General features: G+C 63.9%; 11 protein-coding genes. All 11 read left to right on the top strand.

Annotated features, from left to right (window positions below; translation table 11 throughout):
• Positions 1-180: 180 nt before the first annotated feature.
• The 11 genes from J3U87_RS08425 (at position 181) to J3U87_RS08380 (ending at position 19,715) form a co-directional block, all read left to right on the top strand.
• On the top strand, positions 181-7,359 hold the full coding sequence (locus tag J3U87_RS08425) for a type I polyketide synthase (RefSeq protein ID WP_237382598.1): 7,179 nt from the start codon (positions 181-183) through the stop codon (positions 7,357-7,359).
• 146 nt (positions 7,360-7,505) lie between these two features.
• Entirely contained in the window at positions 7,506-12,029 is a 4,524-nt protein-coding gene (locus J3U87_RS08420; RefSeq protein WP_237382597.1) for a type I polyketide synthase, read from the top strand.
• Positions 12,030-12,040: 11 nt separating this feature from the next.
• Entirely contained in the window at positions 12,041-12,319 is a 279-nt protein-coding gene (locus J3U87_RS08415; RefSeq protein WP_237382596.1) for an acyl carrier protein, read from the top strand.
• Positions 12,310-13,176 carry an alpha/beta fold hydrolase gene (locus tag J3U87_RS08410; RefSeq protein WP_237382595.1) on the top strand — a complete coding sequence of 289 codons (867 nt, stop codon included), beginning with the start codon at positions 12,310-12,312 and terminating at the stop codon, positions 13,174-13,176. The genes J3U87_RS08415 and J3U87_RS08410 overlap by 10 nt, the downstream gene beginning before the upstream one ends.
• Positions 13,073-13,885 (top strand): alpha/beta fold hydrolase, encoded by an 813-nt coding sequence (locus tag J3U87_RS08405; RefSeq protein WP_237382594.1) that lies wholly within the window; start codon positions 13,073-13,075, stop codon positions 13,883-13,885. The genes J3U87_RS08410 and J3U87_RS08405 overlap by 104 nt, the downstream gene beginning before the upstream one ends.
• Complete coding sequence (locus J3U87_RS08400) at positions 13,885-15,093, top strand: glycosyltransferase (protein WP_237382593.1); 1,209 nt, start codon at positions 13,885-13,887, stop codon at positions 15,091-15,093. The genes J3U87_RS08405 and J3U87_RS08400 overlap by 1 nt, the downstream gene beginning before the upstream one ends.
• A gap of 480 nt (positions 15,094-15,573) precedes the next feature.
• The gene (locus J3U87_RS08395; protein ID WP_237382592.1) at positions 15,574-16,215 is read left to right on the top strand and encodes an SRPBCC family protein; all 642 of its coding nucleotides are present in this window, start codon (positions 15,574-15,576) and stop codon (positions 16,213-16,215) included.
• Positions 16,215-16,541 (top strand): ArsR/SmtB family transcription factor, encoded by a 327-nt coding sequence (locus tag J3U87_RS35235; RefSeq protein WP_420038259.1) that lies wholly within the window; start codon positions 16,215-16,217, stop codon positions 16,539-16,541. Before J3U87_RS08395 ends, J3U87_RS35235 begins: the two co-directional genes overlap by 1 nt.
• A 187-nt stretch (positions 16,542-16,728) precedes the next feature.
• Positions 16,729-17,076, top strand: coding sequence for a CU044_2847 family protein (locus J3U87_RS08390; RefSeq protein WP_237382591.1), 348 nt, complete (start codon positions 16,729-16,731; stop codon positions 17,074-17,076).
• A 50-nt stretch (positions 17,077-17,126) separates the two neighbouring features.
• On the top strand, positions 17,127-18,632 hold the full coding sequence (locus tag J3U87_RS08385; RefSeq protein ID WP_237382590.1) for a trypsin-like peptidase domain-containing protein: 1,506 nt from the start codon (positions 17,127-17,129) through the stop codon (positions 18,630-18,632).
• 15 nt (positions 18,633-18,647) lie between these two features.
• Positions 18,648-19,715: an AAA family ATPase gene (locus J3U87_RS08380; RefSeq protein ID WP_237382589.1), complete on the top strand. Its 1,068-nt coding sequence runs from the start codon at positions 18,648-18,650 to the stop codon at positions 19,713-19,715.

The following is a 19,715-nucleotide window of genomic DNA, read 5'->3' as shown; positions in this document are numbered from 1 at the left end:
CATTATATGCTCGCCGTCAATTCTACGGTAAAAGGCAGTTCGAATCATACCGGGTTCAGTATCATTGGCTTGTGATACTCGAAGTAATCTCATTGTGCGTGTTTTTCGTGAATGATTTACGAAGCACATGCAATGGGTCGATCCGGTTGGGCTGCCTGTGCCTTTCGAGGAGACTGAGAGATGTCCAAAAAATCAGATATCGCCTTTGAAGAAATGAAAAAACATAGTAATACTGGCTGGGAAAAGTTCAACTATTCGTTGATCGGGATGACGCCACTTCATGTACCGGATCTCCGTCTGGCCCTGGCCCTCAACGACACACCCGCTTTGGCGGTTCTCGATCTCGGGCGCGATCCGGATAACGCGCCCCGCCACCTCGAGGAGATGGCGCGAAAGTCCACCGCCCCCTTCGGGATTCGCCTTTCGCCCGGCCTGAACCCACCCCTGCCGCAACACGCCCGCAACTGGCAATGGGTCGTGGCCGATGTGACCTGCAATTGGGAACCCTTCATGTTCACCCACCGCACCCTGGTTCAGGTCAAGAGCCTGGCCGAAGCGCGTCAGGCCGTGGCACGCGGCGCCTGCGGTTTGATCGCCAAGGGCAACGAGAGCGGCGGTTCGGTGGGCGACGAAAGTTGCTTCATTCTCTTGCAGCGCCTGCTTGCGGAAATCCATCGGGTTCCGATTTATGCTCAGGGTGGCATCGGCCGTCACAGCGCCGCCGCGGCCGTCGCCGCCGGTGCCGCCGGGGTGGTGCTCGACACCCAGTTGAGCCTTCTGCGCGAATCGAGTTTGCCGCCATCGGCGCGCGAGCTGCTGCAAACCCTGGATGGTGGTGAAACCCGCGTGTACGGTGGGTACCGCGTTCTGGCGAAGGCCGGCCTGTCCGAGGTGGATCCCGCGCAACTCGAGCCCGAGCAGATTCGCGACCGGTTGGGATGGGAAGATCCGAAAACCCAATTCGCCCCCATCGGTGAGGAAGCCGGCCTGGCGAAAACGCTCGCCGCGACCTACCGAACCGTGGATCACCTGGTTCATGGGTTTCAGCAGGGGATTCGCGGTCATTTGCGCCAGGCGCGCGCCCTGCGTTCCCTGGCGCCGGGAAGCCCCTTCGCACGAGCGCAGGGCACCCGGTTCCCGATTGTGCAGGGACCCATGACCCGCGTGAGCGACACGGCGCCGTTTGCGGCCGCGGTCGCCGAAGCGGGCGCACTGCCCTTCCTGGCGCTCTCTCTGTTGGGGGAGACCCAGGCGCGCGACCTTCTGTTGGAGACCCGCGAGCTTTTGGGCGAGAAACCTTGGGGTGTGGGCATTCTCGGATTTGCGCCCGCGGCCTTGCGCGACATCCATAAGCGCTTGATTCTGGAAACCCGACCGGCAGCGGTGCTGATCGCCGGTGGGCGGCCCTCCCAGGCGCGTCCCTTCGAGGAGGCCGGGATTCGGACCTATCTGCACGTGCCCGCTCCAGGCTTGCTGGACATGTTTCTCGAGGACGGCGCACGCCGGTTCGTGTTCGAGGGTCGCGAGTGCGGCGGCCATGTGGGGCCCCGTTCCAGTTTCGGCCTCTGGGATCAGCAGGTGGAGCGGCTGCTCGCCTTTCCGCGGCCCGAAGAGTTGAGTGTCCTGTTCGCCGGTGGCATTCACGATGCGCGCTCGGCCTCGATGGTCGCCGCACTGGCCGCGCCGCTCGCCGCCCGTGGCGCCGCCGTCGGCGTGCTGATGGGATCGGCCTACATCGCGACCTACGAAGCGGTGGCCAGTGGTGCGGTCCTGGCCGATTACCAGCGCGAAGTGCTCGATGGCGAGCGAACCGTCCTTCTGGAAACCGCGCCGGGCCATACGACGCGCTGTCTGGACACGCCTTACGTGACGGCTTTCGAGCAGGAGAAGGCCTGCCTGCGGGAGGCGGACAAGGACGCCCAGGAAATCTGGCAGGCCCTGGAAAACCTGAATGTGGGTCGCCTCCGCTTGGCGGCCAAGGGCATCGAACGCCGTGGCGACGACCTGATCTCGGTGGACGTGCAACGCAGGCGATCCGAGGGCATGTACATGATCGGCCAGGTCGCGGCCATGCAGCGCGGCACGCTGTCGATGGCGGAACTGCACCGTCGGGTCAGCGAGGACGGCACCCGCCTGCTGGAGAAGATCGACGATGAGCTCATCGAGGTACCCGCCTCGGATGGAATGCAATTGGCCATCGTGGGCATGGAATGCGTGTTCCCCGGCGCGTCCGACCTGGAGAGTTACTGGGCCAACATCGTGAACGGCCGAGACGCGGTGACCGAAGTGCCCGAGACCCGCTGGCGGGTCGACCAGTACTACGACCCACAGGGTACCGGCAGTGACGGCAAGACCGGCTGCAAGTGGGGAGGCTTCATCGATCCGATTCCGTTCGACCCCCTGGTCTACGGCATTCCGCCGCAATCGCTGGCGGCCATCGAACCGGTGCAGTTGCTGGCCCTGGAAGTGGCGCGTCGCGCCCTGGCCGATGCGGGTTATGCCGAACGCACATTCGATCGAGAACGGACCTCGGTCATTTTCGGCGCCGAATCGGGCACCGACCTTTCGGCCGGTTACGGGTTCCGCAACCTGTTCAAGCACTACCTCGGCGAGATCCCACCCGAGTTGGATGCCGCATTGCCGAAACTCAGCGAAGATTCTTTTCCCGGGGTCCTGGCCAACGTGATCGCCGGACGTATCGCCAATCGCCTGGATCTGGGCGGGGTGAACTACACCGTCGACGCGGCCTGTGCCAGCTCGCTGGCCGCGGTGGAACTGGCCGCCAAGGAACTGATGAGCGGCACCAGTGACATGGTGCTCGTCGGCGGGGCCGATCTCCACAACGGCATCAACGATTATTTGATGTTCGCCAGCGTTCAGGCCTTGTCCCGCAAAGGGGCTTGCCGTTCCTTCGACAGCGGGGCCGACGGTATCGTGCTGGGCGAAGGCGTGGCGGTTGTGGTGCTGAAGCGCCTTGCGGACGCCCAGGCGGACGGCGATCGAATCTACGCCGTACTGGACGGCATCGCCGGCGCGAGTGACGGCAAGAGCCTGGGCCTGACCGCGCCGCGCAAGGAGGGCCAGACGCGCACCCTGGCCCGAGCCTACCGCATGTCGGGCATTCTGCCCGGCGAAGTGGGGTTGATGGAAGCCCACGGCACCGGCACCGTCGTGGGCGATCGCACCGAGCTGCAGGCCCTGCACGAAGTGTTCGGTGACGGCGGCGCCCTTCCGCGGAGCTGCGCCCTGGGTTCGGTCAAGAGCCAAATCGGTCACACCAAATGCGCGGCCGGCCTCGCGGGTCTGATCAAATGCGCCAAATCCCTGTACCATCGCGTGCTGCCGCCGACCCTGCACATTCGCGAACCCAATCCCGGCTACGGCGTGGGCGCCAGTCCTTTCGTGCTGGCGAACGCCGCGGGCCCATGGCCCGGTGAGCGTCGCCGCGCGGCGGTCAGCGCATTCGGCTTCGGCGGTACCAACTTCCACGCGGTACTTTCCCAGGCACCCGAAGCTGGTCGCCAACCCGAGGTGGGCGGCCAGTGGCCGGTGGAACTGTTCCTGTTTCGGGGCGGCGATCGTCAGGTCGCGCTGCGCCACATGCGGACCTTGGCCGCATTTCTCGAGGGTGATGTGCCGCTTCGCCTGCGCGATTTGGCGCTGACCGCCGCATGCTCTGGCGAGGGACCGGTCCAAGTGGCGTTCCTGGCCGAGGACCTGAACGATTTGCGCCAAGCCCTGGGCAAGGCGTTGCGCGCGGAGCCGGACGTCAATCGTTTCGAGGCCGAAACGGACGCCGCGACGGATGGCGTTGCCGGACCGAAGCCGATCGCCTACCTGTTCCCGGGTCAGGGCACTCAGCGCCCGGACATGCTGCGCGATCTGTTCGTCACCTTTCCCGAATTGAACGGGATCCTGGAACAAGGCGCCCGATGGGTGGACCTGTTGTTCCCACCTGCCGCCTACGATTCGGAGCGGCGTGCCGCCCAGCAGGCGGCCGTCACCGACACCCGCGTGGCGCAACCGGTCCTGGGCATGACCGGCCTGGCGATGGCCGATCTACTTCGAAAATTCGGTGTGGAACCCCAGATGGCGGGCGGTCACAGCTACGGCGAGTTGGTGGCGCTCACCGTTGCCGATGCCCTGTCGCGCGCCGACCTGTTGACCCTCAGCGCCCAGAGGGCCGCCTGCATCCTGGATGCGGCCCCATCCGATCCCGGCACCATGGCTGCCGTGGTCGCCGGTCGGGCCGAACTCGAAAATCTTCTCGACGACCTGGAGGGCATCGCGCTCGCGAACCAGAATGCTCCGAACCAAACCGTCATCTCGGGGGCGACCGACGCGGTGGACCGCGCCCGGGTCCTGCTGGAAGACCACGGTTACACGGTCAAGCGAATTCCGGTAGCCTGCGCCTTTCACAGTCCGCTGATCGCCCGAGCCGAAACCGCGTTCGCCAATGCCTGCCTCGAACGGGCGTTTGCCGCGCCGCGGTTTCCGGTCTACGCCAACGCCACCGCCCGGCCCTATCCCGAAAACCCCGCGGCCATCGTGGACCTGCTGGCGCGTCACCTGGTCAGCCCGGTTCGTTTCCAGGAGCAAATCGAGCGGATGTACCGAGCCGGTGCACGCCTGTTCGTGGAAGTCGGTCCCGGTTCGGTGCTCACCGGGTTGGTTGGCCGGATCCTCGAAGGAAAACCCCACCGTTGTCTGGCCACCCATCGACTCGGCGAGCCCGGACTTCCGCAGCTTTTGCGCACGCTTGGCCAATTGGCGGTTTTGGGCCATCCCGTGCGGATCGAGCCGGTGCTCGAGGAACGCGGTGCCGAAGTCTTGGACCTGAGTCAGGGACCGGCACACCTGCCGCGCTCCGTTTGGTGGGTCGACGGCATGGTGGCGCGCCCCAAGGACGGCCCTCTTCCCGTCAACGGTCTTCAAATATTGTCCCACCCACTGTCCCTCGGCACTTCGGGCCAAGCGCCGGTACCGGCGCATCCGTCCGAACGTGACCAGGTCGTGCACGCTTACCTCCAAAGCGTGCGCGACCTGGTTCACGCCGGACGCGAAGTGATGCTGGGTTACCTGGGCGCCACGCCCGCCCCGGCACTGCCCAGTGCGGCGATGATCTCCGCCGAAGCCGAGTTTGGCGCACCGGCGCTGCCTGACGCAGAGGCGAACCTCGCGAAGGCGAACCTCGCGAAGGCGAACCTCGCAAAGGCGATGGCGCCGAGCTTGGACACCAAGGCGACCCTGTTGACGATCGTCGCCGAGCGCACCGGTTATCCCGAGGACATGCTGGACCTGGGGTTGGACCTGGAAGCGGACCTCTCGATCGATTCCATCAAGCGCATCGAGATCATCGGCGAACTGACGCGCCGGCTCGGCCTCTCGGGCCAGTTCGAAGCGGATCAGGACGCCCTGATGGAGCAGCTCGCGGCCAAACGAACCCTCCAGGCGATGCTCGACTGGCTGCTGGACCGGGTTCCCGCGGCGGAGCCCGTGGCGGAACAGGCGGAGCAGGTCGCACCACCGGAAAAGACACGCTGCGTCGCGACGCTGGTGTTGCGTATCGTCAGCAAACGGACGGGATACCCCGAGGACGTGTTGGACCTCAACTTGGACTTGGAAGCGGATCTCTCGATCGACTCGATCAAGCGTTTGGAGATCGTCGGCGAACTGGCGGAGCAACTGGGCTTCGGCAAGGTCGGCGAAGGCCGGCGCGACTCGATGATGGAGGTCCTGGCCTCCATGAAGACCTTGGGCGCGATGGTGGGCTGGCTCGAGGAACGCGCGGGCCAAGACACCGGCGATGCCGGCGAGCCACATTCCGGTTCGCTCGAAGGACCCATTCCGTCATCGGCGATGCGCGATGCGGCGACACGGGCCGAAATGTCGCGCTACCTGCTCGCGGTCGACGAAGTGCCGGAAGTGGTTCAGGGAGATCACCGCCTCGACGGCAAGCATTTCCTGATCACCGACGACACCCTGGGCCTGGCCCCGATTTTGGGCGATCGCCTGGTGCGCCACGGTGCCGAGGTGCGCATCATCACCCTCGGTGAGAAGGTGCCCGCCAGCTTTGGGCGCGTCGACGGCCTGATCCACCTCGCCGGCTTGGCGCCCGATGCGTTCGTGACCGACATCAAGCAATGCTTCGAACTGATTCGGACCCTGCTGATCAACGGCGCCGGGTACCTGTTGGCGGCTGGCGGGCTGGGTGGTCGCTTCGGACACTTTCGGGGCGACGCCGCCAGCCCGGGCGCCGATTTCTCGCGCGGAGGCGGCATGGCCGGCCTGGTGAAATCGGTGGCCAAGGAATGGCCGGAGCTTCGCGCCCACTGGGTGGATCTGAACCTGGGCGAGTCGGCCGAGGATCTGGCCGGCTACCTCGAGGCCGAACTGCTCGCCGACAACCCGCTCACCGAGGTCGCCTACAAACAGGGGAACCGCCGCGCGCTCAAGTGCGTGCCCACCCCCCTGACGGACGAAGTGGCGGCGAAAGTGGCGTCCCTGGGGCTGGACCACGACAGCGTCATCATCATCACCGGTGGTGCGCGCGGGATCACCGCCAAGATCGCGATCGACCTGGCTCGGCGCTATGGCTGCACCTTCGAGCTGGTGGGTCGTTCCCGGAGACCCACCGAGCCGGAGGACGCCGAACTGGCCGCGGCACGAGATCCCCAGGCCTTGCGCCGCCTCCTGATCGAGCGCCACCAAGGAGCCGTGCCTTCGGTCATCGAAGCCGAACTCAAGAGCGTCCTCTCCCGGCGCGAAATCGAGCAAACCCTGCAACGGATGGAGGCGCTGGGCGCCAAGGTCCATTATTCGGCCGTGGACGTGCGCGACATCCAGGCCTTCGAGGCCTTTATCGATGGTGTCTACGACCGGCACGGCACGATCAGCGGTGCGATCCACGGTGCGGGTGTGGTGGAAGACAAACTGTTGCGCCACAAGACCCGCGAGAGTTTCGAGCGGGTCTTCGACACCAAGGTTTCGGGAGCCTTGGTGCTGGCCAAGAAGCTGCGCCGCGATACGCGCTTCGTGGTCTTCTTCAGTTCCGTCGCCGGAGCCTTCGGCAATCGCGGCCAGGTGGACTATGCCGCGGCCAACGACGTGCTCGACAAGATCGCCCACGCGCTGCAGAGCCAGATGGAAGGCCGGGTGGTTTCGATCAACTGGGGCCCCTGGGCGAGCCACGGCATGGTGTCGCCCGAACTGGAACGCGAATACGCGCGCCGCGGGATCGGCCTGATTTCGCCGGAAACCGGGGTGGCGGCCTTCATGGACGAACTTCACCGTGGCCATCGCGGGGATACCCAGGTGGTGTGGATGTGCGCCACCCCGGAGAACATGGCCCTGGCCTGATCCCCTTCTGTCCAGCAACTTGCGATCGGGGGGATCGGCGACGCGATCCCCCCAGGCGCCGCCGTGGACCTGCGCGCCGCGTGCCCGGGAACCCTTCCCGATGGCGCCCGAATCGCCTCAGCTTCATTTCATCGAGGATTGCGATCATGACACAGACCGACCGATCCGACTGTGCCATCGCCCTGACCGGCATGGCCTGTCTCTTTCCCGGAGCCGAAGACCTGGCGGCTTTCCGGCACAATCTCCGCACCGGCGTCGATGCCATTCGCGAGGTACCGCCGCAACGCTGGGAACCACTTTTCTACGACCCCGAAAGTGCCGCGCCCGATCGTTTCTACTGCCTGCGCGGCGGTTTCGTCGACGATCTCGTCGATTTCGACCCGCTCGTCTTCGGCATCATGCCGGTCGCGGCCGAGGGCGCCGAACCGGACCAAATGATCAGCTTGAAACTGGCGGCCGCGGTTTTGGCCGACGCGGGTTATCGCGAGGGCGATTACGATGCCGCCAAGGCCGGGGTCATCATCGCCCGCGGCAACTACATCGGCGCCGGCATGACCCGCCTGGAACAGCACGTGCGCACCTCGGCCCAGTTGGTCCATGCGCTGCAACGTCTGGTGCCCGGCATCGACGCGGCGGCGTTGGCGCGGGTGAAGGCCGAGTTCCAGGGCGGCTTGGGCCACTACGGCCCCGACACCGCCATCGGCCTGGTGCCCAACTTGACCGCATCCCGCCTGGCCAATCGCCTGAACCTCTTCGGCCCGGCCTACACGGTCGACGCGGCCTGCGCGGGCTCGCTGCTCGCCGTGGATCAGGCAGTGCGCGAGTTGCGCTCGGGGCGGTGCGACCTGGTGCTGGCCGGCGGCATCCACCTGAGTCACGACGTGGCTTTTTGGAGTGTGTTCAGCCAGTTGGGAGCCCTGTCCCGCGACCAACAGATCCGGCCGTTCGACCGCCGCGCCGACGGGTTGCTGATCGGTGAAGGCGCCGGCATGGTGTGCCTCAAACGCCTGGAGGATGCCGAACGGGACGGCGACCGGATCTACGCCGTGATTCGCGGGGTGGGTATCGCCAGCGACGGCCGAACGGGCAGCTTGATGAGCCCGTCGGTGGACGGCCAGGTGTTGGCATTGGAACGGGCTTGGCGTGAAGCGGGCCTCGAGCCGGAGCGACTGGGCTTCCTCGAGGCCCACGGGACCGGCACCCCCGCCGGCGATGCGGCCGAACTGGAGACCCTGACCCGGTTTTTCGGATCGGCTCGGCCCGAGCACCCACCGATCGGCCTGGGTTCGGTCAAGTCGATGATCGGGCACACGATGCCCGCGGCGGGCATGGCCGGCTTGATCAAGGCCGCGCTGGCGATCTATCACGGCGAACACCTGCCGACCCTGCACTGCGAGCACCCGTGCGACGCGCTGCGGGACACCCGGTTCTTGCCCGTGAACGTGTGTGCTCCATGGGAAACGCGCGCGGGCGAAACGCGAATTGCCGCGGTCAACGCCTTTGGATTCGGTGGCATCAATGCCCACCTGGTGTTGGAGAGCGTAGCCGACCCGGCCCCTGTCGTCGACCCCAGGGCCACCGTGCTCGTGGCGCCCCCGAGCGCGACGACCACCGATCTGCCGCGGTTGGCGGTATTCGCGGCCGAAGATGGCGAGGACCTGGTTCGCGCCTTGACCGAGAAGCGATCCTGCGTCGAGGCCGGCTCGGCTTCCTGGCGGGTGGCGATCGTGAATCCCACCGAGGCGCGATTGGAACGGGCGAAGACCATCGTGCGACGCGGTGTGCCGTGGCGGGGGCGCAACGGCATCTATTTCACCAACCGGCCCGTCGTCACGCCGGAAGCCAAACTGGCGTTCGTCTTTCCCGGTGTGGACAGCAGCTTCGAACCGCGATTGGCGGACATCGCGAACCATTTCCACATGGCCCTGCCGGCCCGTACCGATCCCGGCGCGCTACAGTCGGATTTGCTTGCCGCCGGGATCGGCATCATCCAGACCAACCGCTTTCTTCACCGAACCCTGCTGCGGCTGGGCATCGAACCGGACGCCGTCGCGGGTCACAGCATCGGCGAATGGAGCGGCTTGATGGCCGCGGGCTGCGTGCCCGAGCGCGAGGCCGACGCCTTCGGCGAGCAGCTCCAGCCCGGCAGCCTGAACGTGCCGGACGTTCAGTTCCTGGCCGCCGGCTGCAGTCTGGAAAGGGCCCGCGAAGCCATGATCGGTTTGGACGACCTGTCCGTCTCCCACGAGAACTGCCCGCGCCAGGTGATTCTTTGCGGCCGGCCCTACGCGATCGCCGAGATCGAGCAGCGGTTGCAGGATCTCCAGGTCCTGACCCGCGTGCTGCCCTTCCAGAGCGGGTTCCATTCGCCGCTCTATCGCGACTACCTGGAGCCCCATCGCGCCTTCTTTCTCGAATTCCCCATGTTCCCGCCGCGCATCCCGCTGTGGTCGGCGACCTTGGCCGCGCCCTATCCCGAGGACGTTCCCGCCATCCGCGAACTGTCGTTGCGCCATCTCGTCGAACCGGTGCGCTTTCGGTCGCTGATCGAACGAATGTACGCCGACGGCTTTCGCACCTTCGTTCAGGTGGGGACGGGCAGCCTGCCGGGCTTCATCGCCGATACGCTGGGCGATCGGCCGCACCTTGCATTGCACGCCAACCTCTCCAAACGCACTGGATTGGAGCAATTGGCGCACATGAGCGCGGCCCTTTGGGCGGAGGGTGCGGCGGTCGATCCGAGTCACTTTCGCGAGGGTCGGGCGGAACCGGCCGCCATGTCCGAGCCAGCTTCCTCCTCAGCCGAAAAACGCGCGACGATGCGGTTGAAATTGGGCGTGCCCCTGGTGGAGCTGAACACACCGCTCGAACTGCCGCGTGGGGGGGAGCGTCCCGATCGGCGCGCTTTGCCTTTTGTCGCCGATCTGGGCCCCACGGGCACGGCGGGCCGCGCGTTTCAATCGTTGCTCGGGGAGATTGAAACGGCGGGCTCCGACGTCGTTCGCGCCCTGGCGGGGCAGCGGAGCGAGGCTCCCGGGTTGAATGAATCCCTGATCGAGCCGGACTGGTCCGCCTCGGGTTCGCGAGAGAGGCCACCAGGGAACGACGAAGGAGGATCCCTGGTTAGGACCTTCACCCGCCACCTCTCGGTCGACAGGGTTCCGGAACTTCTGGACCACACGTTCTTCGCGCAACCGCCCGATTGGCCGATTCTCAACGATCGTTACCCGGTCGTGCCGATGACGATGTCGCTTCAGATCATGGTGGATATCGCCCGCGAATCCGCGCCGGGTTTCGTCGTGACCGCACTCGAAGATATTCAGGCGTTTCGCTGGCTGCTGGTGGACGAACCGCTGGATCTGCGCATCGTGACCCGGCGATTGGACGCCCATCGCCTCGAAATCGACTTGAAAGGCTATGCCCGCGCGACGGCGGTCCTCGCGGATGCTCCACCCGACATTCCCGAGGCACCGGACGCGCCGATCGCGGGGGAGACGTCGCCGGACATCGACGCCGACACCCTATACCGCGACCGGTGGATGTTCCACGGCCCGGCCTACCAGGGGGTGACGGCCCTGGAAGGTATCGGTCCCCAAGGCATTCGCGGGCGCATCGCGCTGCGGCGCGGGCCGGGCAGCCTGCTCGATAGCGCCGGGCAATTGCTGGGTTACTGGATCATGGCGCGCAACGACAAAGATCGGCTGGCCATGCCGATCGGCATCGGCCGCATCGAATTCTTCGGGCCCGATCCCGAGATCGGCGAGGAGTTGGGCTGCTCGGTGGAAATCGGGAGCCTGACCGACCAGGAAGTGAGCGCCGACATGGTGATCTGGCGCGGCGACCAGGTCTGGGCGCGCATCGAAGGTTGGCGCGACCGCCGTTTCGAGACCGACGAACGCCTGTGGCGCATCATCATGCAGGTGGATCGCCACCTTCTGGCCGTACCGCGTCCGTGCGGCGCGCTGGTGTTTCGCGACCGCTATCGCCTGGCCCTGTCGCGCGATCAACTGTCGCGCCGGTTCCTGACCAAGGTGGAGCGCGACGCATACGGCGACCTGGACCCGCGCCTCAAACGACGCTGGCTGAACGGGCGCATCGTCGCCAAGGACGCCTTGCGGCACCACTTGGATCTCGCGACACGGCACCCGATCTTCCCCGCCGAAATCCGCATCGAAGGGCCCGCCGAAGGGGTGGTCACGGCGCACTACCGCGACGAGCGCTGGCTGATCGTGGTGGCGCTCCACGGCGATTTGGCGGTCGCCCGTCTCGGCCGCACCCCGCTGGGCCTGGCGGTCGCCGACCTGCACGGCGAAGCCATGGAGACCATGCCCTCCGTCGCCCATTTCCTGACCCACGACGAATTGGCCATGCTGCCAGGCACCGAACCCGCGCGCGAAGCGGTGCGGTTCTGGGCGGCCAAGCGGGCCTACGCCCGATGGCGCGGCGCGGTGCCCGATTCGGATCTCCGCAACTTCTCCATCACGCACGTGCACCCCAAACGCATCGAGGTGGAGGATCGGCTGGGAGCCCCCTGCTGGGTGGCGACCTACGCCAGCCGCAACGCGTCGGGCCGCACGCCCGGCCCCGAATCCCCTTCGCCGGGCGAACGCCGGTCCAGGCGCCAGGCCCCCGAGGAAACCCAGGACTACATCATCACTTGGACAGAATAGAGGAGAGCCCCATGTTACAGACCCAAGAAACCACCTTCGACATCGTGACCCGCCTGATTCGCGAGGTCATCCAGGAAAAATGGATCGACGACGTCGAGATCACCCGGGATACGGTGTTCTCGGAAGAACTGGAATTGGACAGCATCGAATTGGTGGTGCTCGCCGAGAAGATCAACAACCGCTTCGGCGATCATCTCAATTTTGCCAAGCATCTCTCCGGTATGGAGTTGGAAGCCATCGTCGCATTGACCGTCGGCGACATCGTGGAGTTCATCGAATCATGCCGATGATCTTCGCGCCGTCCTTGCGTCTCCACGTCCAGGCCATGGGTCCCGCGGTGCCCGGCCTGGACCGCGTCCCCATCGTGATGACCCACGGCATGTTCATGGGCAGCCTGGTCGATTGGTACTTTCACATCGGGCCCCGTCTGGCCGAAGACCGCCTGGTCGTCATGCACGACCTGCGCGGCCACGGCAAGTCCGACATGCCTGGAACGGGTTACGATCCGCAGACCTTGGCCAACGATCTGGCCGCGGTCGTCAACTACGCCAGCCCCGAGGGCGAACCGGTAGACCTGGTCGGGCATTGCTGGGGTGCCCTGGTTTCGCTGGCCTACGCCTTGGCCCATCCGCACCGGGTGCGCCGCATGGTGCTGATCGAGGCCGCCCTACCGCCCTGGCACACCCTCGAACTGGAGCGCTTCCTGCGCAGCCTCACCCCCGAGCAGACCGCGGCCTACATTCCCGAGGTCCTGCTCCAGGGAGGTCGCCGTTCGCGCCGCGCCGCCCAGCGCCTGAGCGATCTGCTCAATGGCACGAGCTGCATGCGCGACATGAAGCGAACCCAGGCCTTCCCCGAAGCTGCGCTGGCCGCGCTGCCGCAACCGGTGCTCGCGCTCTACGGCTCCCAGTCCTTGGGGCGCTGCGAGGGGCCGGGCCTGAAGCGCGCCCTGTCCCACTGTACTTTGGCCGAAGTGGAGGGTAATCACGACCTGCATCTCACCGCGCCCGATCAAGTTTTCCACCAGATCAAGGAGTTTTTTCATGGCAGAAATGAACATTCAGGGCCTGAAGTTACACGTGCAGCGTATGGGCGATTCCGTTCCGAGCGGGCCAACCGTCGTCTTTCTTCACGGCTTGATTACTGACAACCTTTCGAGCTGGTTCTTCACCATGGCCAATCCCGTGTCTCGTCAGCGGCGGGTTCTGCTCTACGACATGCGCGGCCACGGTCGTAGCGAGCGCCCGAAATCCGGCTACGATTTGGACAGTTTCGTGAACGAATTGCGTGCGGTGCTGGACGCCAACGGCCTGCGGGAACCCGTGACCCTGGTGGGGCACAGCTTCGGCGGCCTGCTCGCGCTGGCCTTCGCCCATCGCTTCCCCCATCGCGTGCACAGCATGGCCTTGATCGAAGGCCACGCCCATGTACCCGGCTGGGGCCAGGAAATGGCCGAAACCCTTGGCCTGGAGGGCGAGGCCGCCGACCGGAAACTGGGGGAAAGCTACAAATCGTGGCTTGGCCGCCAGACCGATACCAAGCGCCGCCGCCTGGCTCGGGACGCCCATGGCCTGATCAAGGAAACGACGCTGATCGAAGACCTGCGCGGCACCCCTCCGATCACCGAGCAGGACATGCGCGCCATCGAAGTCCCCGTGCTGGCGCTCTACGGCGAGCGATCCGACATTCGCGACCGCGGCGAGCGCCTGGCGGCCCTGATGCCGCGGGCCGAATTGCACCTGTTTCCCGATTGCAGTCACGCGATCATGTGGGAGGCGACCTCTGCCGTGCGCGACCGGCTGCTGACCTGGCTGGCGCGATCACCTTTGCCGCTGGCCGCCGCGGGAGGTGTGTGATGGGTCGTTTCCTGTTCGTGGTCCCGCCCTTGACCGGCCACGTCAATCCGTTGCAGAGCATCGCCGTGCTGCTTCGGCGCCAGGGTCACGACGTCGTCTGGGTCGGCCACGAAGCGGCGATCGGTCATCTGTTGCCGCCCGAATCGAACCTGATCGGCCTGGAGACGCGACTGTTCTTGAAGGATCCAAAGGGCCACAAACAAGGCCTGGCCAGCGTGTTCTTTCTGTATCGCGAGTTTGCCTTGCCGATGGGTCGCGACAGCTTGGCCGAGGTGGAAGCCGCGATCGACTCCTTCCGGCCCGACGTGGTGGTCACCGATCAATTGATGTTCTCGGGATGGTTGGCGGCGCGGCGCAAGGGCGTGCCATACGTCACCACGGTCACGACCTCGGCCAGCATCATGAAGGTGTGGGATGTCTCGGATCGCTGGTTGGTCCAGACCTTGGCCGAGGTGCAGCGGGAATTCGACCTCGAACCGATGGAGCGCCCCGACCTCTCGCCGATCGCCAACCTGGTGTTCAGCACGCAGGTCTTTTGCGGGAGCCTGCCGCGTTTCGAGGCGCCCTACCTCTTCGTGGGCCCCTCCACCAACCTGCGCTCGGAGCGCATCGATTTCCCGTGGGACCGGCTGCGGGAAGAGGTTCCCGCGATATTGGTGTCGCTGGGCACCATCAACCGCGATCGCGACCCGCGCTTCTACGACATTGTCGCCGAAGCCACGGCCGACATGGGTGTACAGGTGGTCATGGTCGCTCCCGAGGATTGGGTTTCCCGTGCGCCGGAGCACGTCATCGCCGCGCCGCGCGTGCCGCAACTGGCTTTGCTGCCGTTCATGAGCGCGGTGTTGTGCCACGGCGGGCACAACACCGTGTGTGAATCACTCGCGCACGATCTGCCTCTGGTGGTGACGCCGATCTGCGACGACCAGCCACTCGTCGCTCGGTTGGTGCTTGAATCCGGAGCGGGTTTGCGCCTGCGTTTCGGCAGGTTGACAGCCGATGCCGTACGCGAGGCGGTGGGTCGGGTGCTCGAGGAGCCATCCTTCCAGGCGGCCGCCCGGCGCATCGGCCAATCGTTCCGTCGTTCGGGCGGGGCGGCGATGGCGACCACGGCGCTGACGGAAGTGGCCGCCGGCCTGCCGCCATCGAAATTGGCACGCCCCCAACGGCCGCCACGGGACGAAACGAGGCTCGCCTGCTCCGGTTAGGCCGGTGCCCATCCAGTAACCAAAAGGTCGTCACCGCCAAGTGGGCTCGCCTGGATGGGCACTGGGCTGGACGTGCCCTGAAAACTGAATCGCCCCGAGATTTCCGGAGACTCCATTTCTTGACTAGGATGGAGTTATGAAAAATACAAAGCGCTATTCACCAGAGTTTTCGGAAATGTGCTGCCTACGGGTTATGGAATGAACTATTGGAAAAAACGGGATGACCCGGTTAAGGTAGCTTAACTCAGACAAAATAGTCTCCGGCAATCCCGGGCGGTTCAGAAAATTGGGGAAGGCCGCCCTCTGATCTCGTTGGCCTGGTTGTTCGAGGCCCCGGGAAGTTAAGACGATGCCAGATCGATTAATCTCAAAGGTCGTGGAACGCGCACCTCAATACAACATGAAAGTGCTCAGAGAATTAAGTTGACGCTTATATAAGCGAGTGCTTATATGAATGTCAAAGTCACTTGAGGAGGCTTCATGACGTTCGATGTAGCACATCATCTTGGTGCCGTGTTGCGCACGGTATCATCTCTGGAAGTGGAAGGAAAACCCGCGAGGGCGGTTACCCTAGGACGCGCCTATGCTACGACCCTCGAAGATTTGTGGGATGCACTGACCAGCCCAGCGCGGCTCTCCCGGTGGTTCATGCCGGTAACGGGCGATCTGAAATTGCATGGACGCTATCAGTTGGAGGGTAACGCGGGTGGTGAGATTATTGCCTGCGAGCCACCGAAACATTTAAGCCTCACTTGGGAGTTCGGAGGTGATAAAAGCTGGGTTGAAGTGTGGCTTTCGTCCGAGGGAACTGGCCAAACGCGGCTGAAACTTACCCATACTGCTCATCTGTCAGAACATTGGAAGGAATATGGTCCAGGCGCAACCGGAATCGGCTGGGAATTGAGCTTGTTGGGGCTGGAGCTTCACGTGACTCAACCCACGGAGCCAAAAATAGATGAAGCCGCGTTTGCCGCGTCCCGGGATGGAAAAGCGATCATTACCGGAAGTGGCGAAGCTTGGGCTCAGGCCGTTATTGAAATTGGCGAAGATCCAGAAGCCTCAGTGGCCACCGCCCGACGAACCATCGCCTTTTATACCGGGATTCCGGAGGGAGAAACCTGATGCATGCTTTCGATGTGTTGGGCGATCCCGTCCGGCGACGTATTTTGGAGTTGTTGCGCGAAGGTGAGCATGCTTCCGGTAGGATTACCCACATCATTCGCCAGGAGTTCGCCATCTCGCAACCGGCGGTTTCCCAACATCTCAAGATACTACGAGAAAATGGGTTTGCCACGGTTCGCTCCGAAGGAACCCGGCGCATATATGCGGTGGACGTGACACCCCTGAGGGAGGTGGATGCATGGTTGGAAACGTTCCGTCAATTTTGGGAGCCCAAACTCAATGCTTTGGCGGCTGAAATTGCTCGAGGGAAGGAACAATCAGGGTGACAGACAACGACTCTCCCAGCTTCGGACGATGCCTTTCCGACGGCCTTCGCCTCGAGCCAAACCCGGCCATGGCGGTTTTATCGGGTTGTGTCCTTGAAATGAATTGACCTGTTTGGAGCAATTTTCGATAATCAACTGATTACCCCCTTCTTCCTGTGAAACGCTGATCTTTTCGAAAGGAGTTGCTGTGTCTGAACGGATTGTCACTCTCGAAGATGGGTTGCGCGTCCAGATCGATGTGGATCCTCGATTCGAGCAACAGGTATCCAGCGAAGGTGGGAAAATCGGCACCTCTTTCGAAAAGATCCAGCCGACCTTGCGCTATATCTGCCGCCAATTCAACGCCACCTGGCGCGAACTCAACAAGGAATTGTCGATCGAACAGGCTGAGGTTCAGTTGGACTTGGGTTTTGAGGCCTCCGGTAATCTTTTTGTCACCAGCGGCAAGGCCAAATCGAATTTGAGCGTGAAACTGATCTTCGGGCCGCGCGCCGGTGTCGACACCGGTCCCAAAACCGAACCCGAATCCGATTGAACCCCCAGGGGGAACCACTTCGAACACAACCGTCTCAGCATGGGTTTCTCATGGCGGAATTCGTTGACTCTTGTTTTTCCATTCACAGCGGGCATGCGCACAACCGTGCCCGTGGCGTGGGGTTCGTGGTCGGTTATGACGATCGGTACACCTACCTGCTCACCTGCGCCCACGTGATTCGCGATGTGTGCATCGCCTACCGCCCCCTGCCGCCCGATCCAAACGCGCTCTACCCCGATAAGACCCAGTATCGTCAGCATTTCCGCAAAGACCTGGCCGGGGTCAGGGTGGAACTGGTTTTCGGTGAAACATCGGTGGAAGCCAAGCGGTTGGAATGGGAAATCCAAGTACCCGACGACGGGGCCTGCCCCGAGGTATTGGATCGCCACGATTTCGCGTTGATAGGGATCGAGCTGCAACCTGACGTGGAAGCGCTGTTGCTCTCGTCGCGGTTGCCCGAGCAGCAGGCGACGGTTCACTTTGTGTCGCCTTCGCAAGATTCCCAGGGCTTTTTCGAGTATCAGGGGCGGGTGGGTCCTTCCGCCCACTTTCGCCGGGCGCCCGGCGACATGCTGCGTGCCTTTGAAATCGAGCCCATCCACTACGAGGTGAAGGCGGGCGACAGTGGCGGGCCGGTGATGGACCCATCGATGCCGGGGGCGGCCAGGCTGCTCGGCATGATGTTCAAAAACAAGGGCACCCGAGGTTTGGCGATTGCCGCCCCTTCGCTGCTGCGGTTCCTTCAGGAACGAAATTTGGACCACGTCCTCCGCTTCCACTCGACGGAACCGTCGGGACCGCCACCCTTCCTTGCCGATCGCACCGTGCCCACCGAACACTTCGAAGAAGCCTTTGCGCACCATCGAGATCGAACGCCGCGGGAACCGCTGTGCGTGCTGGTGTTCGGCGAGGATCGCCAGCGACCCGACCTGTTCCTCGACCGTCTGGAACAACACACCCTACCGGAACTCCTGAACGTTCGACCCCAGCGCTACAACCTGCCCTGGCGCAAGCTGGACAGTCTTGGCGAACGCTGCGACCAGTTGGAAAAAGACCTGCGCGAAGCGTTGTTGCGCCATGGCCAGGCAGTTGATTCGGTGGCCGATGCCCTGGCCGGGCAAAGCGCCATGATCACGGTCACCATCACCGCTCGCGATTGGGCCAAGGACCACCTGCTCTTGGCAGAATGGCTCAAATCCATCGGGAAATACCGAACCAAGGGGAATTGCCACCTGTTGGTCTTTGCCGTCATCCAATACGACGACTTCCACTGGCTCCACCTGTTCTCTCATTTCTGGCAGAAACGCCACCGGCCGCACGTTCTGCGCAGGACGCTGATGCGTGCCACCCGACAAGACTTGCCCGCGGTCGTCGCCTTACCCGAACTGAGTCACCTGAAGTGGCAGCACGCCCTCAATTGGCTCGAGAGGCACGGGGCCGATTATCCGCCCGCCAAACGCAAACAAATCCAAAAGAAAATCAAAGCTCTGTTCAAGGGCGTGTTTCGCCGGCGTTCGATGAAGGCCTTTACCGAAGCGCTCGAAGATTTGGGTTGAGCGAAGGGGAGACAAATGACCGACCTGGTGTATGAAGGGCAGGGAACGCAACGGACCGAGTCGATCTCCTGGTCGCGATCGGCGCGGGAGAAAGAAGAGGATCCCCGGGATTATCGAGCCCATCCCGACTTGGCGGCCGCGGCAACCGTCGCCCTGACCTTGCGGCAACCGTTGTTGCTGACGGGCGAACCCGGTTGCGGCAAGACCCAACTGGCCTACAGCTTGGCTTGGGAACTGAACGGGTTGCCGGTGCACGAGTTCCGCACGCGGTCCACCTCCACCGCTCGCGACCTGTTCTACCATTTCAACACCTTGGCCTTCTTCAATGCCGTGCAGATCGCCAGGGACCTGGCCGCCATGGGGATCGAGCCACCCAAAGCCGGTTCGGCCGCCCCTGCCAAATCCCGGCAACCCATCAATCCCTGGGGCTTTTTGGAATTCTGCGCCTTGGGACGGGCCATATTCGATGCCTGTACCGACCGCCAAACGGTGTGGCAGGTGTCGCGCAGGATGTTTCCGCTCGAAGCGGTGGCCGACGAAACGCTGAACGAGATGGACGAGGTCGAGGGCAAGCCGTCCGTGGTCCTGATCGACGAGATCGACAAAGCGCCGCGGGATTTCCCCAACGACCTGTTGCGCGCCCTGGACGACATGTCCTTCGATGTGCTCGAACTGAACAAACCGCTTCGGGTCAAAGCCGATCCGGCCTTTCGCCCGATCGTGGTGATGACCAGCAACGGCGAAAAGAATCTACCGCCGGCCTTTTTGCGGCGCTGTGTGTATTACCACGTCCGCACGCCCGACGATCATTTTGCCGAAGTGGCGGCGCGCCGAATCAGCGAACTCAAAGGGACGACCCTGCTGGACGATGCGCTGAAGTTCTTCCTGAAAGTGCGTGCCGCCGGTTTGGAAAAGAAACCCGCCACGGCCGAACTATTGTCCTGGCTGCGCGCTCTAAGGCATGCTTCACCAAATGGTTACGATTGTGGTCTGAGCGATTTGCCGGTCAAGGCGACCTTGGCCACGCTCTCCAAGTCCAGCGAGGATCAGGAACGCATTCGACGACTGTGGGACGGGGTCTGA

It is taken from the genome of Sulfidibacter corallicola (assembly GCF_017498545.1).
GTDB lineage: Bacteria > Acidobacteriota > Holophagae > Acanthopleuribacterales > Acanthopleuribacteraceae > Sulfidibacter > Sulfidibacter corallicola.
Note: the sequence above shows the minus strand (reverse complement) of the source record. Positions and strands in the feature narration are given on the sequence as shown.